Origin of the sequence: Neorhizobium sp. DAR64860/K0K1, from assembly GCF_050500205.1 — a bacterium.
Lineage (GTDB): Bacteria > Pseudomonadota > Alphaproteobacteria > Rhizobiales > Rhizobiaceae > Neorhizobium > Neorhizobium soli.
On sequence record NZ_CP191459.1, the window covers coordinates 1,155,863 to 1,177,345 of the forward strand.

Genomic DNA, 21,483 nt, shown 5'->3' on the forward strand with positions numbered 1-21,483 from the left:
GCGCCCGTTGGAGAGTGTTACGCGAAGTAGCTTTGCAGCGTCCGCACTTCGAGATTGCCGGCCTTCAGCGCCTTGATCGCCATCGCAGCGGATTCGGCACCTGATATCGTCGTGTAATACGGCACCTTCTGCATCAACGTTGCACGGCGCAGCGATTTCGAGTCCGAGATCGCCTTGTTACTATCCGTCGTGTTGATGACGAGCTGGACCTGGCGGTTGCGGATGGCATCCTCGATATGCGGGCGTCCTTCCAGGACCTTGTTGATCTTGGTCGACTCGATGCCGTTTTCGGCGAGGAAGCGGGCGGTACCGCCGGTGGCGATGACCTTGAAGCCTATTTCCTTCAGCATGCGGATGGCCGGCAGCACGCGTGGCTTGTCGTCGTCGCGGACCGACACGAAGACCGCACCGTCGCGGGGCAGTTCGACGCTTGCACCGAGCTGGCTCTTGGCGAAGGCGAGCGCGAAGTCCGTATCGAGACCCATCACTTCGCCGGTCGAACGCATTTCCGGTCCGAGCAGGATGTCGACGCCGGGGAAGCGGGCAAACGGGAAGACCGCTTCCTTGACCGCGATATGCTTCAGGTTGCGCGGATCGGGCTTGGTGCCGTAGGCCGCAAAGATAGCGTCGAGCTTTTCGCCGGCCATGGCACGGGCGGCGATCTTTGCGATCGGGGCGCCGATAGTCTTGGCCACGAAGGGCACGGTGCGCGAGGCACGCGGATTGACTTCGAGCACGTAGACGGTGCCGTCCTTGATGGCGAACTGGACGTTCATCAGGCCGACGACGTTAAGCGCCTTGGCCATCGACGTTGCCTGGCGTTCCAGCTCGTCGATCATCTCGTTGGACAGCGTGCGCGGTGGCAGCGAGCAGGCGCTGTCGCCCGAGTGAATGCCGGCTTCCTCGATATGCTCCATGATACCGGCGACATAGACGTCGGTGCCGTCGCAGAGGCAGTCGACATCGACTTCGATGGCGTTGGAGAGGTAGCTGTCGAACAGAAGCGGGTTCTTGCCGAGCAGCGTGTTGATCTGGCCGGTCTTGTCGTTCGGGTAGCGCTGCTTGATATCCTCAGGCACCAGTTCCGGCACCGTATCGAGCAGGTAGCTCTGCAGCTGGCTTTCCGAATGCAGGATCTGCATGGCGCGGCCGCCGAGAACGTAGGATGGGCGAACGACCAGCGGGAAGCCGATTTCCGACGCTACTAGGCGGGCCTGTTCGACCGAGTAGGCAATGCCGTTGTTCGGCTGCGTCAGGTCAAGCTTCATAAGAAGCTTCTGGAAGCGGTCGCGGTCTTCGGCCAAGTCGATCATGTCGGGCGCCGTTCCGAGGATCGGTATGCCGTTCTTTTCGAGCGCTTCTGCGAGTTTCAGCGGTGTCTGGCCGCCGAACTGCACGATGACGCCGACCACTTCACCCTTTTCCTGTTCCGCACGGAGGATCTCGATCACGTCTTCGGCCGTCAGCGGCTCGAAATAGAGGCGGTCGGACGTGTCGTAGTCGGTCGATACGGTCTCGGGGTTGCAGTTGATCATGATCGCTTCGTAGCCGGCATCCTTCAGGGCGAAGGCGGCGTGGCAGCAGCAATAGTCGAACTCGATGCCCTGGCCGATGCGGTTCGGACCGCCGCCGAGGATGACGACCTTCTTGGCGGTCGAGACTTCGGCTTCCGAGCGCAGTTCGCCGACGAACGGTGTCTCGTAGGTCGAGTACATGTAGGCGGTCGGCGAGGCGAATTCGGCAGCGCAGGTATCGATGCGCTTGAAGACGGGCCGCACGTTGAGCGCGTTGCGCAGTTCCGCGACTTCCTTCGGGCGCTTCTTGGTCAGGCTGGCAAGGCGGGCGTCGGAGAAGCCCATGGCCTTTAGCATGCGCAGGTTCTCGGCGTCAGCCGGCAGGCCGTGTTCGCGAACGCGCGCTTCCATGTCGACGATCGCCTTGAACTGGGCGATGAACCACGGGTCGATCTTGCAGGCTTCATGCACTTCGGCTTCGGAGAGACCGAGACGCAGAGCCTGGGCGACCTGGCGCAGACGGTCCGGCGTCGGCGTGCCGATGGCCGCGCGAATGGCGTTCTTGGAGCCTTCGCCCTCTTCCATGCCGGGGATCTCGATCTCGTCGAGACCGGTCAGGCCGGTTTCAAGGCCGCGGAGAGCCTTCTGCAGCGATTCGGCAAAGGTACGGCCGATCGCCATGACTTCACCGACCGACTTCATGGCGGTGGTGAGGACCGGCGAGGCGCCCGGGAATTTCTCGAAGGCAAAGCGCGGGATCTTGGTGACGACGTAATCGATCGACGGTTCGAACGAGGCAGGGGTTGCACCACCGGTGATGTCGTTGTCGAGTTCGTCGAGCGTGTAGCCGACGGCAAGCTTTGCCGCGACCTTGGCGATCGGGAAGCCGGTGGCCTTCGAAGCGAGCGCCGACGAACGCGATACGCGCGGGTTCATTTCGATGACGACAAGACGGCCATCGGCCGGATTGACCGCGAACTGGACGTTGGAGCCGCCGGTCTCGACACCGATCTCGCGCAGGACCGCGATCGATGCGTTGCGCATGATCTGGTATTCTTTGTCGGTCAGCGTGAGGGCCGGCGCGACGGTGATCGAGTCACCGGTGTGGACGCCCATCGGGTCGATGTTCTCGATCGAGCAGATGATGATGCAGTTATCCGCGGTGTCGCGGACCACTTCCATCTCGTATTCCTTCCAGCCGAGAACCGATTCCTCGATCAGCACTTCGGTGGTCGGCGAGGCATCGAGGCCGCCGCCGATGATTTCGAAGAATTCCGAGCGGTTATAGGCAATGCCGCCGCCGGTGCCGCCCATGGTAAAGGACGGGCGGATGATGGCGGGTAGGCCGACGACGTCGATAGCCTGTGCCGCAATCGCCATGGCATGGCTGATATAGCGCTGCTTGCGGTCGGTTTCGCCGAGGTTCCACTGGTTTTCGAGCGCGTCGAGCGCCTTGTCGAGCTCGGCGCCGGACAGCTCGGCCTTCACCTTGTTGCGCTCGGCTTCGTGGGTCTTGCGGTCGGCATCCTTGATGTCGGTGGCATTGGCCAGCATCGACTTCGGGGTTTCGAGGCCGATGCGGCTCATGGCTTCGCGGAAGAGGGCGCGGTCCTCGGCCATGTCGATGGCGGCGGGCTTGGCGCCGATCATCTCGACATTGTAGCGGTCGAGCACGCCCATTCTCTTCAGCGAAAGCGCGGTGTTCAAAGCTGTCTGGCCGCCCATGGTCGGCAAAAGCGCGTCAGGGCGTTCCTTGGCGATGATCTTGGCCACCACTTCCGGGGTGATCGGCTCGATATAGGTGGCGTCGGCCAGGCCCGGATCGGTCATGATCGTTGCCGGGTTGGAGTTGACCAGGATGACCCGGTAACCTTCTTCGCGCAGCGCCTTGCACGCCTGGGTGCCGGAATAGTCGAATTCGCATGCCTGGCCGATGACGATCGGGCCCGCCCCGATGATGAGGATCGATTTGATGTCTTGGCGCTTCGGCATGATCTCTATCCACTTTTTTCTGCGCGAAAAACCGGCACGGGGCGTGAAGCTCCGGTCGGGTGGCGTGCGCATGTTTTTTCTGGCTAGACGCGGCTTATAGGGAAATGTGCCGGGGAACGGAACCCCATAATTGAGCATATCGACAGGAATCGACATGGCTGCCAGGTAGATTTGCCCGCGCGTTTCGAGGCGTACCGCAACGGGGTTTAGTGACATGGACAGGTTGCAACCGCACCAGTAGATTGCGCAAACAATAATATAAGCAGCAACGGCCTTCCGTGACGACGACCGCTTGCGCGGAGGAAACCATGGCCGATGCTACTTCAAATGCCGCGATTGAACCCGCGGCCGCCGCACCCGCTCCCGCCGACAAAACGGTGATGCCGATCATTTTTGCGGTCAGCTTCTGCCATATGCTCAACGACATCATGCAGTCGATGATCTCGGCGATCTATCCGATGCTCAAGGCCGACTACAATCTCGACTTCTGGCAGATCGGCATTCTGACGCTGGCCTTCCAATGCACCGCATCGCTGCTGCAGCCGGTGATCGGCATTATTACCGACAAGAAGCCGTTTCCCTATTCCCTGCCGATCGGCATGGGGGCGACATTTGTCGGTCTGTTCCTGCTCGCCGGTTCGCATGTCTATGTGATGCTCGTGGTGGCGGCTGCGCTAATCGGCATCGGGTCGGCGGTGTTTCACCCGGAGTCGTCGCGGGTGGCGCGGCTGGCGTCCGGCGGGCGCTATGGGTTTGCGCAGGCGACCTTTCAGGTGGGCGGCAATTTCGGCCAGGCGATCGGGCCATTGCTGGCGGCCTTCATCATCGTGCCGATGGGGCAGGGCAGCGTCGCCTGGTTTTCGGCAATCGCGCTGCTCGGCATCGTGATCCTCTCCTGGGTCGCGCGCTGGTACAAGGCGCATATGCTGGCCAACAAGGGGCGCAAGAAGAGCCTTGGCATCCACAGCCTGCCGCGGCGCACGGTGATGGTTGCGCTGGTCGTGCTGGCGATCCTCACCTTTTCGAAGAACATCTACATGGCGGCGATCGGCAGCTATTACACGTTCTTCGTTATCGAGCGCTTTGGCGTCACCGTGCAGTCGTCGCAGATCATGCTGTTCGTGTTTCTGGGCGCGACGGCGCTGGGCACGTTGATCGGCGGTCCGATCGGCGACCGGTTCGGCTCCAAGGTGGTGATCTGGATCTCCATCCTCGGCGTGCTGCCGTTCACGCTGGCGATGCCGTTTGCGAATTTGCCGATGACGATCGTGCTGTCGGGTATCGTTGGGCTGCTGATGGCGTCGTCGTTTCCGGCCATTATCGTCATGGCGCAGGAGCTGGTGCCTGGCCGGGTCGGGATGATCGCCGGCATCTTCTTCGGGCTCGCATTCGGCATGGGTGGCATTGCCGCCGCCGTGCTCGGGATCATCGCCGACCACAGGGGCATCAGTTTTGTCTATTCCATCTGCGCCTTCCTGCCGGCGCTTGGCCTTCTCACCGTGTTCCTGCCCAGCAAGACGCAGCTGAGGGTCGCCTGAGCCAACAGCCTGACATCCCGACATGGATATTTGGCGGGCCTGTTCTATATCGTCGTCAAGGATCATTTCCGACCGAACTTATTAGAACCTGGGGTGCGATATGGAATGGAAAGGGCGTCGGCAATCCGACAATGTCGAGGATCAACGGGGTGCCTCGATGGGTGGCCGCGGTGGCGGTTTCCGCATCCCGATCGGTGGCGGCGGACGTGGCGGTGGTGGATTGAGCATCGGCGGCATCGTCGTCGTGCTGATCATCTGCTGGGTCACGGGCATCAATCCGCTGACGCTTCTGTCGGGCGGCGATACCGGCATGGATACGGGCACCAGCACTACACAGCAGGCGCCGCGTACGCCGGCTGAAGACGAGATGACCGGTTTCGTCCGCACCGTCCTTGCTGATACCGAAGACACCTGGAACGAAATTTTCCAGAGCAACGGCGCTCGCTACGAAGAGCCGACGCTGGTTCTCTTCGGCGGTCAGGTCCGGTCTGCCTGCGGTTTTGCGTCGTCGGCAAGCGGCCCGTTCTACTGCCCGGGTGACCGCAAGGTTTATCTGGATACGGAGTTCTTCAAGGAACTCAGCCAGCGGCTTGGGGCCGGAGGCGATTTTGCCGAGGCCTATGTGGTCGCGCATGAAGTCGGGCATCACGTGCAGAACCTGCTCGGCGTATTGCCGAAATTCAACCAGGCGCGGCAGAATATGAGCGAGACCGAGGCCAACCGCATGTCGGTTCGCGTCGAGCTTCAGGCGGACTGCTTTGCCGGCGTTTGGGGCAAGCGGACCCAGCAGAGGGGCTTTCTCGAAAGCGGCGATCTGGAGGAGGCTTTGAACGCCGCCCAGCAGATCGGTGACGACACGCTGCAGAAGCGCAGTCAGGGTTATGTCGTCCCGGAAAGCTTCAACCACGGCACCTCGCAGCAGCGTATGCGCTGGTTCAAGCAGGGCTTCGACACCGGCGACATGAAGGCCTGCGACACGTTCTCGGGCAATGTCTGAGCAGTGATCTTTGCTGCTCCGGCGAGCAGCAGAGCCGTGACTTAGAGATCGATCTTAGAAAAAATCGTGTGGGCGGCGAGACCGATCGCCCGCACCTTCCCGGTTTTGGCGTGCTCGACTCCGCAAAGCCGGGACCTATGCCGGGCTGCATTCGGCACCAGCCCGCACCGATGGACAAGGCCGAAAATGCAGGCCGCACCATCCTCCTATCGATCTGTCCGTCAGACCTGTCATGTCAATCCATCAACGTTGGTGAACTTCGCCCTACAATTTCTGCTGGATCGGTGCCGAGCCTTGATGAACCCCGATGCCTTCTTTATAGGCAGGGTACCGTGCCGCTGACCGTTTCTGGAAGCGGCTTTTTCCATTTGTAGGATTTATCGATGTCGGGCTTGCCGAACACTGCCGGTGCATCTGCGCCGCATGACGCCGTCATTACGGATCGTTCCTGGTCGTCGCATCTGCGCGGCACGTTTGCGCTCGGCATCCCGCTGGTGGGAGCCCAGCTTGCGCAGATGGCGATCCATACGACCGACGTCATTCTGGTCGGCTGGCTTGGGACGACCGAACTGGCCTCCGTCGTCATCGCGACGCAGCTGTTTTTCGTCGTGTTCATCTTTGGCACCGGGTTCACCAGCGCCGTCGTGCCGCTGGTTGCGCAGGCGCTCGGCCACGGCGACCGGATCGGCGTGCGCCGGTCGGTGCGCATGGGGCTGTGGGTGGTGATTGCCTATTGCACGGTTGTCGCGCCGCTGCTCTGGTTTAGCGAACCGATGCTGCTCGGCCTTGGTCAGGCGCCCGATGTCGCGGCCAATGCGCAGAGCTATCTGCGCATTGCGCAATGGGGCATGTTCCCGGCGCTCGGCCTGATGGCATTGCGCAGCTTCGTGACCGGGCTGGAGAAGGGCGGGATCGTTCTCTACATCACGATCGGCATGTTCATCATGAACGCGATCGTCGCCTATCTGCTGATCTTCGGTCATTACGGAGCGCCGCAGCTGGGTCTTCATGGCGCGGCGATCGCAGCCGTGTCCGCCAACCTGGTCGGCTTCCTGATCGCGATTGCCTATGTGCAGGCGCAGCCCGCCATGCGCGCTTATGAACTCTTCGTGCGCTTCTGGAAGCCTGACTGGTCGATGGTTCGGGAAGTCTTCCTGCTCGGACTGCCGATCAGCTTCACGATCCTTGCCGAAACGAGCCTGTTTGCGGCGGCTTCGCTGATGATGGGCAGTATCGGCAAGCTCGAGCTTGCCGCCCACGGCATCGCGCTGCAGCTTGCCTCGATCGCCTTCATGGTGCCGCTGGGTCTGGCGCAGGTCGCAACGGTTCGGGTCGGTCTTGCCAACGGTCGTGGCGACATGGTCGGTGTTCGAAGGGCCGGTGGGGCCGTGCTGATCGTCAGCATCATCTTCACGGCGATCGGCGGTGTCCTTTACGCCGTGATGCCGGGCGCGCTGGCGGGGCTTTTCCTCGACACCAGCCAGCCGGACGCCGCTGCGGTGCTCGCGCTCGCCACACCGCTGATTGTCATTGCCGGCATCTTCCAGCTGGTGGACGGGCTGCAGGCCGTGGGGGCCGGGCTTCTGCGCGGATTGAAGGATACGAAAGTGCCGATGCTGCTGGCGCTGATCGCCTACTGGCCGATCGGCTTCGTCTGCGCCTGGGTGTTCGCATTTCCGCTCGGCTATCGCGGCGAGGGTGTCTGGTTCGGTTTCGTGATCGGCCTTGCCGCCGCAGCTCTCTTCCTGTGCGGACGGTTCTGGATTCTTTTGCAGCGCCATAAGCAAATGGCCCGCTGAGAGCAGCGAGCCATCTGATTGAAACCGTGACTTGAGAAGGTTTTAGCGCTCTGCGAGCGCTGCCTCTCCCTTGTTCTCGCGCACCATGTTGATGAAGCGGCGGAACAGGTAGTGGCTGTCCTGCGGACCGGGCGATGCTTCCGGGTGATGCTGGACGGAGAAGACCGGCTTGCCGGAAAGACGCAGGCCGCAATTGGTGCCGTCAAACAGCGAAATGTGAGTCTCCTCAACACCCTGCGGCAGCGACTTCGAGTCGACCGCGAAGCCGTGGTTCATCGACACGATCTCCACCTTGCCGGTCGTGTGATCCTTGACCGGGTGGTTGGCGCCGTGATGACCCTGGTGCATTTTTTCGGTCGTGGCACCGAGTGCCAGGCCGAGGATCTGGTGACCGAGGCAGATGCCGAAGGTCGGGATGTCGGTCTTGACGATGTCCTGGATGACTGGGACAGCATAAGCGCCGGTGGCTGCCGGATCGCCCGGGCCGTTCGACAGGAAGATGCCATCAGGGTTGAGCGCCAGAATGTCTTCCGACGATGTCTGGGCCGGCACGACCGTGACCTTGCAGTCGAGGCCGGTGAACAGGCGCAGGATGTTGCGCTTCACGCCGTAGTCGATGCAGACGATGTGATACTTGGCATCCTCGGCCTTCAGCTCTTCTGAACCTTCGTTCCAGACCCATGGCTTTTCGGTCCACTGCGACGACTGGCCGGAGGTTGCTTCCTTGGCGAGGTCGAGGCCTTCGAGGCCGCTCCAGGCCTTGGCTTCGGCCTTTAGCGCTTCGATGTCGAAATTGCCGTTCGGATCATGGGCGATCACGGCGTTCGGGGCACCGTTCTGGCGGATCCAGGCGGTGAGCGCGCGCGTGTCGATGCCCGACAGGCCGATGACGCCGCGGCTCTTCAGCCAGGAGTCCAGATCCTTTGCCGAGCGGTAGTTCGAGGGTTCGGTGATATCGGCCTTGAAGATCGTGCCGACGGCGCCGCGGCGTGCAGCGGGCGTCAGGTCTTCGATGTCCTCGTCATTGGTGCCGATATTGCCGATATGCGGGAAGGTGAAGGTGACGATCTGGCTGAGATAGGACGGATCGGTCAGAATTTCCTGGTAGCCGGTAAGCGCAGTGTTGAACACCACTTCGGCGGTGACCTTGCCGGTCGCGCCGATGCCTGTTCCTTCAATCACGGTTCCGTCGGCAAGCACGAGAACGGCGGTGGGTTTTTTCGTGGTCCAAGGGGTGGTCGCGGTCATATCCATCCTTCTGCCCCAGCGGCCCGTTTCCCGAAACGGAAAACAGGGTGTCGAGGTCATCTCTCGTCGCAGAAAAGGGCGCGCGGAAACCCGCTTGCGGCCCACTATCCAAATGTTGTGCAGGTCCTCGACATAAACAAGGCCGAACAGCGGGTCAATTGCCGTTTGTGAGAAAGCTGCGCGCAAAGCCCGGCAATCGGTGAGTTTTGCTGTGTCGGCAAAACGTTTGATCGGCGTTCACGCTTGTTCTATGACGTCGCAAAAGATCGATCCGCTGCGGATCGAGTGACGTTCAAGGAGACAGGCCATGTTGCGCGAGAAGCTTTCCGAAGCGATGAAGGAAGCGATGAAGGCGAAGGAAACCCGCAGGCTTTCGACCGTGCGGCTGATCCAGACCGCCATCAAGGACCGCGACATCGCCAATCGCGGCACCGGCAAGGACGCCGCCACCGACGACGAAATCCTGCAGATCCTCCAGAAGATGGTGAAGCAGCGCGAAGAGTCGGCGAAGATCTACGAAGACAACGCCCGCCCGGAACTTGCAGCACAGGAACGCGAAGAGATTGCCGTCATCAAATCCTTCATGCCGGAACAGATTTCCGACGAAAAGGCGAGCGAGATCGTCGCTTCCGTCATCGCCGAAATCGGTGCTGCTGGAATGAAGGACATGGGCAAGGTGATGGCCATCCTGCGCGAACGCTATGCCGGTCAGATGGACTTCGCCAAGGCGTCCGGCACGATCAAGGCGCAGCTGAGCTGAGGTCTAGCCGTTACGCATAAAACGAGAAAGGCGGGAAGTCCCTCATGGAGTTCCCGCCTTTTGCTCTCCTACGCCTCCCATCGGCCGACCGCGGACATGCCACCGGTAGGAGAGGACGATCGACCGCAGTCATTGCAGGCAGCCGTCCTGAAGAGCAATCTCTGATCCCGTACCCGCCTGTCGAGGCGACTGACGGCACGTCTTGTCGGATTCAACGCTATGCAGGGAACCTGTGTATCGCAAGTTACAATTCGTTAATTTCTGTGGGTTGATCGGGTCGGTGGTCACGGGAGCGGCGGCCTGTGAATAGCGGGCATGATTTGCGGCCGGGCTGGCATTCCTGCGCACTGAGCCTTAATATGGTCTCTGGCCCGCGAGGTAGACATGCGCTTTTCAAACAGTTTTCTTGATGAGATCCGGGATCGGGTGCCGATTTCGACGGTGATCGGCCGTCGTGTCACCTGGGATCGCAGGAAGACCAATGCTGCGCGCGGCGATTTCTGGGCCTGCTGCCCGTTCCATGGCGAGAAAAGCCCGAGCTTTCACTGCGAGGACCGCAAGGGCCGCTATCACTGCTTCGGCTGTGGCGTGTCGGGCGATCATTTCCGCTTCATGACCGATCTGGAAGGGCTGAACTTTCCAGAAGCCGTCCAGCAGGTCGCCGATATGGCTGGTATCGCCATGCCGCAACCCGATCCGCAGGCGGAAAAGCGTGAACGGGAGCGGATGTCGCTTCTCGACGTCATGGAAATGGCGACGCGCTTCTTTCAGGACCAGTTGCAGAGCCCAACCGGCGCCAAGGCACGCGCCTATCTTCGCGACCGCGGACTGACGGCTCGCACGATCGAGAATTTCCGGCTCGGCTATGCGCTGGACAGCCGCAATGCGCTCAAGGAGTTCCTGGCCGGCAAGGGTGTGGCCAAGGAGCAGATCGAGGCCTGCGGCCTGGTGCGTCACGGCGAGGGGATTGCCGTTTCCTACGACTATTTCCGCGACCGCATCATGTTCCCGATCCTGTCGTCGCGCGACAAGGTGATTGCCTTTGGTGGACGCGCGATGGCGCCGGATGCGCCGGCCAAATACATGAACTCGCCGGATACTGAACTCTTCCACAAGGGTCAGGTGCTCTACAATTTCACCCGCGCCAGGCGGGCGGCACAGCCGGGGCCGGGATCGAAGGAACCGGGCACGATCATTGCCGTGGAAGGCTATATGGATGTGATCGCGCTCAGCCAGGTGGGCGTCGAAAATGCAGTTGCGCCGCTCGGTACGGCATTGACCGAAAACCAGCTGGAGCTGCTCTGGCGGATGACGCCGGAACCGGTCCTGTGCTTTGATGGCGATGGTGCCGGTATCCGTGCCGCGAACCGTGCTGCGGATCTGGCGCTTCCCTCCATCAAGCCCGGCCGCTCGGTCCGGTTCGCGTTGCTTCCAGACGGCAAGGATCCGGACGATCTCGTCAAGCACGAGGGAAGAGCGCCGTTCGATGGCGTGATCGCGCAGGCGCGTCCGCTGGCGGAGATGGTCTGGCAGCGGGAAACCAATGGTGCCGCCTTCGAGACCCCGGAAAAGCGGGCGGAGCTCGAGGCGCGCCTCAAGCAGATCGTTTCCGTGATTGCCGACGAAAGCGTGCGCCGGCACTACCAGCAGAATGTGCGCGATCGTCTCAACGGCTTGTTCCAGCCGCAGCGCAATGGCGGCGGTGGCGATCGTCGTCAAAGCTACCAGCAGCGCGAAGGCGGCGGGGCCGGCAGAGGCGGTGCAGCCGGCGGAAGGGGTGGATCGTCTTTCCAGCAGCAGGGTCGCGGAATGGGCATTTCCGACCGCCTGACGCGATCGGGGCTAGTGCGGGGACATCTCGACCTTCCGGCCCTGCGCGAAAGCGTGCTGGCGCTGACCATCGTCCATCATCCGCAGCTTCTGCTCAACGAGTATGACGAGATCGCCTCCATCGAATTCGAGAACCGCGATCTGAAGCGGATGTGGTCTTGCGTGCTGACCATTGTCGGGCAGGCCGGTGCCGGTTTGACGGTGCAGGACCTGAAACGGGAACTCGGCGAGAATGGCTTTGAGGAACTGTTGAAGTCGATGAACCAGCAGATCCGCAATGCGCGACTGTGGACGGCGACGGAAGAGGCCGATCCGCAGGATTCGCTGCAAGCCTACCGTCAGACCCGGGCACTGCATTCCAGAAACAAGGAGCTCCGCTGGCAGAAGATCGAGCTGGAGCGTGAACTCGCGGAGATGACCGAGGACGAGGCCGAGCGTGCCGAGATCCTGCTGCGTGCACTTCTGGAGGTACAGAATGAAATTTCCAGGCTTGAAAACCAGGAAGCGATCATCGACGGCTTCGGTGTTCTGTCAGGACGCGTCAAGGGCGCTGCCGTCAGTCACGGATAAAGGAGAGCTGCGCAGATACTAAACCGTGTTGAATTGGTCGCCTGATGGATTAACAGCGCGAGTGGAGTGGTCTATACAGCTCTTGATTGATCACTGTATTGTTGCAACGCATCGGAAAATCGCGTCAATCCCGCGCATTTCGGGTAGAGCCAAGGGTTTTTACCGGGCGGCGGGCTCTTGTCTTTCATTGTGCACCGCTTACATATGGCTTCAATATGACGGGAGTACCGCCAACGGGGACATGGTCGTAAGGTAATTTCCACTTTTCCTGGGCACAAGCTTTGGAAGAACTTGACGAAGCGTTATTTTGTGGGAATCACCATTTCGGGCAATATTGGTGGAGTGGGTCTAGCGCCGCGGCGATGTTCGGCATCTTCGTTCTGGCGGTCCCCGCGAGTAGCGGTCGCCGATGGTAATCGGGAGTTAAAGGTCATTCCGTTACGAGTTGGATATTGATTCGCGGCTGGTGTGGCTTTTGCCCTCCGCCGCAGGCCACGAAGCGCTGCGCAGTGGCGTTCAGGGAAAGCGACGACATACATGGCAACTAAAGTCAAAGAAAACGAAGAAGCCGATACCGAGCGCGAAGGCTCGGTCGACGGTCCGCTTCTCGATCTTTCTGACGACGCGGTCAAGAAGATGATCAAAGCCGCGAAGAAGCGCGGCTACGTGACGATGGACGAGCTTAACTCGGTTCTTCCGTCCGAAGAGGTCACTTCCGAACAGATCGAAGACACGATGGCGATGTTGTCCGACATGGGCATCAACGTCGTTGAAGATGAAGAAGCCGAGGAGGCCACCACCGAGGAGGAGGACTCCAACGAGAGCGAAGAGAGCGAAGGCGGCGAACTTGCCCCGACGTCCAGCACAGCTCTTGCCACGGCGAAGAAGAAAGAACCCACCGATCGTACCGACGATCCGGTGCGCATGTATCTGCGCGAAATGGGCTCGGTCGAGCTTCTGTCGCGTGAAGGCGAAATCGCGATCGCCAAGCGCATCGAGGCTGGCCGCGAGACGATGATCGCCGGTCTGTGCGAAAGCCCGCTGACGTTCCAGGCGCTGATCATCTGGCGCGACGAACTGAACGAAGGCACGACGCTGCTGCGCGAGATCATCGATCTCGAGACGACCTATTCGGGTCCCGAGGCGAAGGCTGCGCCACAGTTCCAGAGCCCGGAAAAGATCGAGGCGGACCGCAAGGCTGCCGAGGAAAAGGAAAAGACCCGCAAGGCCCGTTTTTCTGCTGCCAACGATGACGACATCACCGCTGTCGGCGGTGACCAGGGCTTGGAAGAAGAGGAAGAGGACGACGACGAGTCGAACCTTTCGCTTGCCGCCATGGAAGCGGAACTGCGCCCGCAGGTCATGGAAACGCTCGACACGATTGCGGATACCTACAAGAAGCTGCGCAAGCTTCAGGACCAGCAGGTCGAGCAGCGGCTTGCCGCCTCCGGCACGCTGTCTTCCGCTCAGGAGCGCCGCTACAAGGAACTGAAGGACGAGCTGATCACGGCAGTGAAGTCGCTGTCACTGAACCAGAACCGCGTCGAAAGCCTTGTCGAACAGCTCTATGACATCTCCAAGCGCCTGATGCAGAACGAAGGTCGTCTTCTGCGTCTGGCTGAATCCTACGGCGTCAAGCGCGACTCGTTCCTGGAACAGTATCAGGGTGCCGAGCTTGATCCGAACTGGATGAAGTCGATCGCCAATCTGTCGGCACGCGGCTGGAAGGATTTCGCCAAGGCGGAGTTCAACGCCATTCGCGATATCCGTCAGGAGATCCAGAGTCTCGCGACCGAAACCGGTATTTCGATCACCGAATTCCGCCGGATCGTGTCGATGGTGCAGAAGGGCGAGCGCGAGGCGCGGATCGCCAAGAAGGAAATGGTCGAGGCGAACCTTCGTCTCGTCATCTCCATCGCCAAGAAATACACCAACCGCGGCCTGCAGTTCCTGGACCTTATCCAGGAAGGCAATATCGGCCTGATGAAGGCCGTCGACAAGTTCGAATACCGTCGCGGTTACAAGTTCTCGACCTATGCGACCTGGTGGATCAGGCAGGCGATCACCCGCTCGATCGCCGACCAGGCCCGCACGATCCGTATTCCGGTGCACATGATCGAGACGATCAACAAGATCGTCCGGACATCGCGCCAGATGCTGCACGAGATCGGCCGCGAGCCGACCCCGGAAGAGCTGGCCGAAAAGCTGGCCATGCCGCTCGAAAAGGTCCGCAAGGTCCTGAAGATCGCCAAGGAGCCGATCTCGCTCGAAACCCCTGTGGGTGACGAAGAGGATTCGCATCTGGGTGACTTCATCGAGGACAAGAATGCGCTGCTGCCGATCGATGCCGCCATTCAGGCGAACCTTCGTGAAACGACGACGCGGGTTCTCGCATCGCTGACGCCGCGTGAAGAACGTGTTCTTCGCATGCGCTTCGGCATCGGCATGAACACCGACCACACGCTCGAAGAAGTCGGCCAGCAGTTCTCGGTCACCCGCGAACGTATCCGCCAAATTGAAGCGAAGGCGCTGCGCAAGCTGAAGCACCCGAGCCGGAGCCGCAAGCTTCGCTCGTTCCTCGACAGCTGATCGCTGGACCAGACCCATTAAAAGCCCGGCCGTTATGACGTGCCGGGCTTTTTTATTGATGTTGTGATCGGGCCGGACTCGATCATGCCCGCGAACCATCCTACATGGGAGCCATGCCGGATATGTCTCCCGCCCCGCATAAGAAGGTGATCGCAACGGCGCTGGGTGCGTCCGTCGCTCTGCATCTGATCATCGCGGGCGCGCTCCTCGTCAAATTGCCGCTGCCGACAAATGCGGTTCCCGAGGAGGAAACCGTCCAGGTGGAGATTGTGCCGCCGCCGGAAGAGGAAAAGCAGGAGCCGGTCGAAGAGGCGAAGAAGCCTGACGAGCTGAACCTCAAGGAAGAGGCGAAGGCCGAAGAGCCGCCGCCGGAAAAGCCGCCCGAGCAGAAGCCTCAGGAAGATCCGCTCGAGGACCCCGTGATTTCGGCGAGCAAGGCTTCGGCACCCGAGGCTGCTCCGCCGCCTTCCCCTGCGCAGGACGAAAAGCCGGAGGAGACGAAGCCGCCGGAACCTCAACCTACCAAGCCGGAAGAACCAAAGCCCGAAGAGCCCCAGCCTCAAGAAAAGCCACCCGAAGAAAAGGCGCCGGAAGAAGCGAAAGAGCCCGAGGCACCGCAGAAGGCCGAGCAGTCGACGCCACCGCCACCGCCTGCAAGCCCGACACCGGCCGAGGAGGAGAACCAGGCGTCAGCGCCGCCGATGTCCGCACTGCGGCCGGTGTTCCAGTTTGGTGAAAAGGATAGCGGTCCGCGCCGGGCGCTTGACGGCAATGCTGCGGAGGATACGCCAGCGCCCGCTACGACCGATGCCGATCCGCCCGCGCCGGAGGAGCCTGCACAGACGGCGGGTCCCGACGGACAGGGCGAGGGCGCGCCACAAGAGACACCGGTACCGAGCAATATGACGCCACCGCAGCTCAGTGTTCCAGGCTCCGATCCGTCGGGAATGCCCGGACCTGCCGCTGGCCTGTCTCCAGACGCTATGTCGGCCGGGCTCTTTACAGGGCCGCCTTCCTCCGCACCCGTGCCGACGCAAAAGCCGGCGCCGCCGAAACCATCCACTGCCGCCGGCGATCTCAAGCCTGTCAGAACGCTGTTTTCCGCGCGCGATACCGGTGATGCGCTGGCGATCGTCGCGATGGCCGGCATTCCGCGCGGCGTTCGGGCAGGGCAGCTCTGCTCGTCGGAACTCAGCGCGCAATTGCAGAACGGCTCGCCCGCCTACAATCCCGATGTCTTGCCCGCACCGAAGCTGCCCAATGGGACGGTTCTCGAGGCGCGCAATATCGGCTTTCGCGCCAAAGGCCAGTGGCATGACGTCAGCTTCCGCTGCGAAGTCGATGCCGATGCCACGAAAATCGTTTCGTTTTCGATGAATCTGGGTGGCCTCGTGCCGCGCTCGGAATGGCGCAAGCGCGGTTTTCCCGAGTTTTGATCTTCAAGCAGACAAGAGAATTTCGATGCCGCAGACCGCGATCCAGATTTCGACCAGAGGCCAAGGGCTATACGAGTTCACGGATGAAGCCGAACGCTTCGTGCGCCAGGCCGGGCGCGACGAGGGCCTGCTGACCGTCTTCGTTCGCCACACGTCCTGTTCGCTGATCATTCAGGAAAATGCCGATCCGGACGTGAAGCGCGATCTGAATGCGTTCTTTTCCCGCCTCGTTCCCCCCTCGGACGATCCTTCGATGGGCTGGGTCAGCCATACGATGGAAGGGCCAGATGATATGCCGGCACATATCAAGGCGGCACTGACGGCAGTCTCGATCGGCATTCCCGTATCCGGCGGCAGGCTGGTGCTTGGCACGTGGCAGGGGCTTTATCTCTTCGAGCACCGCGACAGCCGGCACCGTCGAGAGATCGTGCTGCATCTATCGTCGTGATGATCGTTGTTTTCCAAATGAACACATACTGAATGATCGGTTTTGCAGGCATTCAGCTGGGTTGGATAGAGTTGCATCGACCGTTGGCCCGAAAGGCCGGCGCGAGACAGCCGGACAACCGGTGACAGGTTCAGGAGAAGCAAAAGATGACTACAATCACACGCCTGATGGCGAAGGCCGGCCTTGCAGCCTTGATCGCCCTGACAGGGATTTCGGCGTCCGCGCCAATCGCCGCCGCCGCCGGCCCGGAATTCGTACAGTACCGTGAGCGCGACTGGCGTCCGCACCACCCGCCGCGCTATGAGCGCCCGCGCCACATGCGTCCCGTCGGCTGCTCGCCGCGCTTGGCTGAACGTCGCGCCGAAGCGATGGGTCTGCGCCGTACCCGCGTCGTCGACATCTCCCGCCGCAGCGTGACCGTCGTCGGCGTCGATCGCCGCGGACGCGACCGGGTCGTGTTTGCCAACGTGCGCGGCTGCCCGCTCATCCGTCGCTAACGGATCTCAAGCGTCCCAGTCTATCTTCAGCCCCGTCCAGCATTCGCCGGGCGGGGTTTTGTCGTTGAAGCGATCCGATCAGGGATCGATGGAGAACACGACGTTGACGTTGACCGTGTAGCTGGTCTCGCCGGCCGCCACCGGGACGCCGTTGCCGGAATCCTTTGCCATTGTCATGCGCATCATCGGCGGGGCCATGGGCGGTGCCGAATTCTCGCTGATCTCCATGATGCGGCCGAGCTTGACGCCGGCAGCTTCCGTCAGCGTCTTTGCCTTGGCGAGCGCTTCGGCAACGGCTGCCTTGCGCGCCTGCGTCATCACTTCGTCGGTATTGGTATTGGTGAACTCGATCTGTCCGCCCTGGTTGACACCGAGCTTGACCGTCTTGTCGATCAGACCGCCGAGCTTTTCGAGATCGCGCACCTTAAGCGTCAGCGTGTTGGACACTTCGTAGCCGATGATTTCCTGCGGCGGCTCGATGCCGTCCTTCGGGGCTACCTGGCGATATTGCGGGTAGATCGCAAAGCTGCTGGTCTGGACGTCGCGATCGGCAATGCCTTCAGCCTTGATGGCGGCGAGCACTTCGCTCATTGCCGTGTTGTTGGCGGAGACGGCCGCATCGGCGGTCTTTGCCTGCCTCACGACGGCAAGCGACAGGATCGCCATATCGGGCGCGACCGCGGCCTTGCCCTCACCGGACACGCTGATGATCGGTTCGCGCGGCGTGCGGGCTTCCTGCGCAGAGGCGACCGTTGCCGAAAACGGCGACAGCGGGAGGAAGGCCGTGCCGAGGGCAAGGGCTAGGAAAGCCGGCGCGAGAGAAGGGGCGGTGGGCAAACGGCGCATTGTGTCTCCTTTGATACTGATTGTCCGACCTCGACGATCCCGGCCAAATGCCTGAGTTGAAAGCCGAACACCCTCTAGGTGACGTGTGATTGTGAACCTATTGCGGCGAGGCCTTGTGAGCGTTCACAATTTGAGCTAGACGGACCCTTGCGACCGGCGAACCATTGCGCCAGTCGTCATGCCTTCAAAGGGCAGGGCCTGTAGCTCAATGGTTAGAGCCGGCGGCTCATAACCGCTTGGTTGGGAGTTCGAGTCTCTCCGGGCCCACCATTGTTTTTTACCTCATTGTAGCCGGACGCGAATCTCCGGAATTTTGTCACGAGTATCCGGATGTAGCCGGCCGCCGCGATTTGCAATTTTGTCAGCGCATTTTGCAGAAAAAACTGCTGTATTAACGTGATCCTGATGATTATGCTCTGGTTTGCCATCCGCCGCGCCTATGGGTGGCTCTGGTACTGGTTTCTTCCGAAACAGGGAGAGCATTTGAGAGCCTGACCAGACCAACAGATACGAGACTGCTATCGACAATACAAAGATCAGCGCCATTCCACCCCAACCATCGGGGCCGATCCAGGCGATCAGGAGGGCTGCAATTATTACGCCCAGAGCTGCGGGCACGCCTGGTTTAATGATTTCGACAATCCAGGTCATTGCTTCGCCTTAAACGCTGCCTCGATTTTCCCGCCATATTTGTCTACGAGTGCCTTTAGCTTTCGTTGCAGCCGGTCCCACGTGAACCCATCGTTCCATAGGTCCAGGTCAGACTCGATCTCTTTGATCCAAATTCTGAAAATGTCGCGTGCGGCGAAAAAGTTGTCAGTTTCTGACAGGTCGGCCATCAAGATGATCGCCTTGTCTGTGCCGATCTTGTCCGTCGGCGACCAGGCTAAAAGAAATGGGCCTCGGCCGTCCACATCTTTGCTCTGAAGCCTTGCCATGCGAATGGCTTCCCGGCCCACCTGAAAATCGTAGTTGTTCAGTACGCTCTCACATTGTGAGATCATGTCGAAAGTCTGAAAGCTTGAACCTGACATCAGACCTTTCGCGGCGGTGCCGCTCGTGACAGGCCAGACGGTGACCATCTGCTTTTCCGCGGCCATGCCCGCGGGCGCCAGATCAAGCGAGCGCAGATAGGCCAGGCAGATTGCCGTGTAGCGATCCCGTTCTGCCGGATCAATACGATCCCAGAATGCGACGATGCCGTAGGCTGCGTATATTTTGGGAGGATATTCACCAAGGCCCGCGAAGAGACGCGTTGCCCGATTTCCTGTTGCCCCGAAAGGGCTAATTTCGGTGTTGCTGACCGATGGGTCCTGGCTGGACCCGGCCAGCCCGAGGTGTCCAGGCGGAACGGCCGGTGTTGCCAATGGTGAGGGTCTGGGCATAGGAATGGGATGCGCGAAAGTTTTGAAAGCCGGTGCCGTAGTCTGTAGCCGCTCATACGTTGAAGAGACTGAGACCTCTCCTCCTCCTAGTTGTCCCGGGCCGGGAAATTTGAAGCCGGAGATTCTTCCGTTGTGACCTTCTGCGCCGTTGAATGATAGGGTCTTAGACCAGGCTAGCAGTGCGGGGTCGTATCGATTTTTTTCGATGTCGATCGGTGCAGTTGAGAGCCACGCGTTGAGTATCGCCGCTAACCGTTCACCCGCCAAGGCCGCCTGCGATCTCGCCACAGTCACGGCTTGGGCTTCATAGTCAGTTGTCAAGCCATAAGGGCCAGCGGCGTCGCCGATCAACGGCGTGTAGACCTCGTTCTGGGCCAAGACGAAACTCTCGATCATCCAGAGTGCCGGATCGTCTAGTTTTGCTTTCGCGGCGTCCGATGCGGGCAAGGCTGCTGCGGCCGCCGCGGCCGCGGCGGGCAAACCGTTTTCGCCCAAAAGGCCATCCTAATAGGCATGCAGATTGATTGTCTTGCCCGAGGTTGTCGTCACCGACACGTCATCGCCACCACGGTCGTCGTAGAGTGTTTTCGAAAAACGGGTAGTCGCATTTAGCGGCTGGTGCAGGTCGCCGACGATGTGAAGGATCCAAGTCAGGTTGTGGGATTTCACGCCGTCGTTCTGGCCGGTAGAGAGTGTCGTGGTGAACCTGCGCAACTGGGTCAAAGCGTTCGGCACATCCGGATCGCGCAGTCGCGTCTCGTCGGTGGTGAAGGGGATGTCTATATAGTCACAGTAGTCATGTAACAGCATATCGCTGTAACCTATATTCCGCCCCGCCGTGGCGTCGGTGACCTTGTCGCGTGTATAGGCCGCATCGCGCTTGATGTCGTCGGGCCAGACCGCGGCGCCGGTAAACGCAGCTAACCCTTTGTCAGCCTCTGCGACCCCGTCGGTCCATCGCCCATAGTACGGGTTTGATTTTAGAAGATGATCGACCCTTGCCCGAATGGACGGTTCCAGCCTGCTATAGGCATACGCAGCGATCGTCATATGGCCAAAATTCCACCACGCGAGAGCGGGTGTCGCCGACGACAAAGCAACAACGAGAAAAAATACGCTGAAAGTACCCTTCATGGGCCCAACCTGAATATCTTCGCAGTTGAGCCCAGTTAACTTCAAGTTGCAGCTGCTGTCCATAGTCTACCGTGAAGGGCGCCGTCTCTGGGCGACGGCACGTAGACACCTCACACTTCGTGCAGCTGCAGAAGAGTACGATAGAGTTACACGGATGCGACCAGCGCTTCTGCTTAGCAGAACTCACCGCGCGAGGAATTCACATCGTGATGCCGCAGTTCCCGCGTGATACCCTCCAGCGATCGCCTTCCTCGTGAACCCGTTCCCAGCCCCCACCACTAGCCCAAAAAAAAGCGCCCCCCGCGGTATCGCGAAGAGCGCTTTTGGGGAAAAACTGCTGATTAGCAGTTGGTGCCCTGGACGGTTGTGCCGGTGTTGTTCGGGAGGTTGCCCGAGTTGGCTGCGTCACCTGGCTGGCCGCCGTTGTTGCACTTCTTGCTGCCTTCGCCCATCGTGCTGCTGCTCGGCATGGTGCTGTTGGTAGCTGTCGAATCGACGGTGCCGGAAGCTGCTGGCTTCGGCGGGATGTTGCCACCTTCGCCTGCGGTGTTCTGCTGTACATTGCTGCGGTCTGCGGCGGTGCCGGACGTTGCCGTCTGGGCCATAGCCGACGTTGCGAGACCAGCGGAAAGGATCGTTACTGCGAGAAGCTTCATCATTATGGTGTTTCCTTGTATTCCCTACGGTGACTTAACCCGATGGCGGGCAAAAGGTTTCCTCACATTAGCAAAAGATCTTCATGCGGGCGGGCCGTGGGTTTTTGATGATTGGCAGCTTCGTCGGTTCGGTTGCGTCATTCGGGAGCACGGTTGCCGGCAACTTCTAGGCCACTCGCTGGCGACTGGTCGGCCACGAGGCAGCTGGTGGCGTTCGTGCATGGTCGGTTCGCTTCGTTCGCCA

Annotated in this window: 16 protein-coding genes and 1 tRNA gene; 10 read left to right on the forward strand and 7 right to left on the reverse strand. The window is 60.7% G+C overall.

Features of this window, described 5'->3' with window-relative positions:
* Positions 1-17: 17 nt before the first annotated feature.
* Positions 18-3,506 carry a carbamoyl-phosphate synthase large subunit gene (gene carB, locus ACQY1J_RS10285; RefSeq protein WP_062576875.1) on the reverse strand — a complete coding sequence of 1,163 codons (3,489 nt, stop codon included), beginning with the start codon at positions 3,504-3,506 and terminating at the stop codon, positions 18-20.
* Between the two features lie 308 nt (positions 3,507-3,814).
* Between carB and ACQY1J_RS10290 the strand changes: the two genes are divergently transcribed.
* The 3 genes from ACQY1J_RS10290 to ACQY1J_RS10300 all read left to right on the forward strand — a co-directional run bounded on the left by ACQY1J_RS10290 (position 3,815) and on the right by ACQY1J_RS10300 (position 7,840).
* A complete protein-coding gene (locus tag ACQY1J_RS10290; RefSeq protein WP_430251374.1) occupies positions 3,815-5,044 on the forward strand; it encodes an MFS transporter in 1,230 nt (409 codons plus the stop codon).
* A 100-nt stretch (positions 5,045-5,144) separates the two neighbouring features.
* Positions 5,145-6,041, forward strand: a complete 897-nt coding sequence (gene ypfJ, locus ACQY1J_RS10295) for a KPN_02809 family neutral zinc metallopeptidase (protein WP_430251375.1) — start codon at positions 5,145-5,147, stop codon at positions 6,039-6,041.
* Positions 6,042-6,424: 383 nt separating this feature from the next.
* Complete coding sequence (locus ACQY1J_RS10300; protein WP_082476280.1) at positions 6,425-7,840, forward strand: MATE family efflux transporter; 1,416 nt, start codon at positions 6,425-6,427, stop codon at positions 7,838-7,840.
* A gap of 42 nt (positions 7,841-7,882) precedes the next feature.
* Here ACQY1J_RS10300 and carA read toward each other — a convergent pair whose 3' ends face one another.
* Positions 7,883-9,088, reverse strand: coding sequence for a glutamine-hydrolyzing carbamoyl-phosphate synthase small subunit (gene carA / locus ACQY1J_RS10305; protein ID WP_430251376.1), 1,206 nt, complete (start codon positions 9,086-9,088; stop codon positions 7,883-7,885).
* 307 nt (positions 9,089-9,395) lie between these two features.
* Between carA and ACQY1J_RS10310 the strand changes: the two genes are divergently transcribed.
* The 6 genes from ACQY1J_RS10310 (at position 9,396) to ACQY1J_RS10335 (ending at position 17,218) form a co-directional block, all read left to right on the forward strand.
* Complete coding sequence (locus ACQY1J_RS10310) at positions 9,396-9,848, forward strand: GatB/YqeY domain-containing protein (RefSeq protein ID WP_062455897.1); 453 nt, start codon at positions 9,396-9,398, stop codon at positions 9,846-9,848.
* A gap of 384 nt (positions 9,849-10,232) precedes the next feature.
* Positions 10,233-12,248, forward strand: coding sequence for a DNA primase (gene dnaG / locus ACQY1J_RS10315; RefSeq protein ID WP_430251377.1), 2,016 nt, complete (start codon positions 10,233-10,235; stop codon positions 12,246-12,248).
* 537 nt (positions 12,249-12,785) lie between these two features.
* Complete coding sequence (rpoD, locus tag ACQY1J_RS10320) at positions 12,786-14,837, forward strand: RNA polymerase sigma factor RpoD (protein WP_062455900.1); 2,052 nt, start codon at positions 12,786-12,788, stop codon at positions 14,835-14,837.
* Positions 14,838-14,950: 113 nt separating this feature from the next.
* Complete coding sequence (locus ACQY1J_RS10325) at positions 14,951-16,273, forward strand: DUF930 domain-containing protein (RefSeq protein ID WP_430251378.1); 1,323 nt, start codon at positions 14,951-14,953, stop codon at positions 16,271-16,273.
* A gap of 25 nt (positions 16,274-16,298) precedes the next feature.
* Positions 16,299-16,721 carry a secondary thiamine-phosphate synthase enzyme YjbQ gene (locus tag ACQY1J_RS10330; RefSeq protein WP_430251379.1) on the forward strand — a complete coding sequence of 141 codons (423 nt, stop codon included), beginning with the start codon at positions 16,299-16,301 and terminating at the stop codon, positions 16,719-16,721.
* Between the two features lie 155 nt (positions 16,722-16,876).
* Entirely contained in the window at positions 16,877-17,218 is a 342-nt protein-coding gene (locus ACQY1J_RS10335; protein WP_092661070.1) for a hypothetical protein, read from the forward strand.
* Positions 17,219-17,296: 78 nt separating this feature from the next.
* Here ACQY1J_RS10335 and ACQY1J_RS10340 read toward each other — a convergent pair whose 3' ends face one another.
* A complete protein-coding gene (locus ACQY1J_RS10340) occupies positions 17,297-18,064 on the reverse strand; it encodes an SIMPL domain-containing protein (RefSeq protein WP_062455912.1) in 768 nt (255 codons plus the stop codon).
* A gap of 194 nt (positions 18,065-18,258) precedes the next feature.
* On the opposite strand from ACQY1J_RS10340, the gene ACQY1J_RS10345 reads away from it, so the two are divergent.
* Positions 18,259-18,334: transfer RNA gene (locus ACQY1J_RS10345), tRNA-Ile, on the forward strand.
* Positions 18,335-18,346: 12 nt separating this feature from the next.
* Here ACQY1J_RS10345 and ACQY1J_RS10350 read toward each other — a convergent pair.
* The 4 genes from ACQY1J_RS10350 to ACQY1J_RS10365 all read right to left on the reverse strand — a co-directional run bounded on the left by ACQY1J_RS10350 (position 18,347) and on the right by ACQY1J_RS10365 (position 21,242).
* Complete coding sequence (locus ACQY1J_RS10350; protein ID WP_430251380.1) at positions 18,347-18,715, reverse strand: hypothetical protein; 369 nt, start codon at positions 18,713-18,715, stop codon at positions 18,347-18,349.
* On the reverse strand, positions 18,712-19,944 hold the full coding sequence (locus ACQY1J_RS10355) for a hypothetical protein (protein WP_430251381.1): 1,233 nt from the start codon (positions 19,942-19,944) through the stop codon (positions 18,712-18,714). The genes ACQY1J_RS10350 and ACQY1J_RS10355 overlap by 4 nt, the downstream gene beginning before the upstream one ends.
* A 9-nt stretch (positions 19,945-19,953) precedes the next feature.
* Positions 19,954-20,583, reverse strand: coding sequence for a S1/P1 nuclease (locus ACQY1J_RS10360; RefSeq protein ID WP_430251382.1), 630 nt, complete (start codon positions 20,581-20,583; stop codon positions 19,954-19,956).
* A gap of 341 nt (positions 20,584-20,924) precedes the next feature.
* Entirely contained in the window at positions 20,925-21,242 is a 318-nt protein-coding gene (locus ACQY1J_RS10365) for a hypothetical protein (protein ID WP_062455952.1), read from the reverse strand.
* Positions 21,243-21,483: the final 241 nt, after the last annotated feature.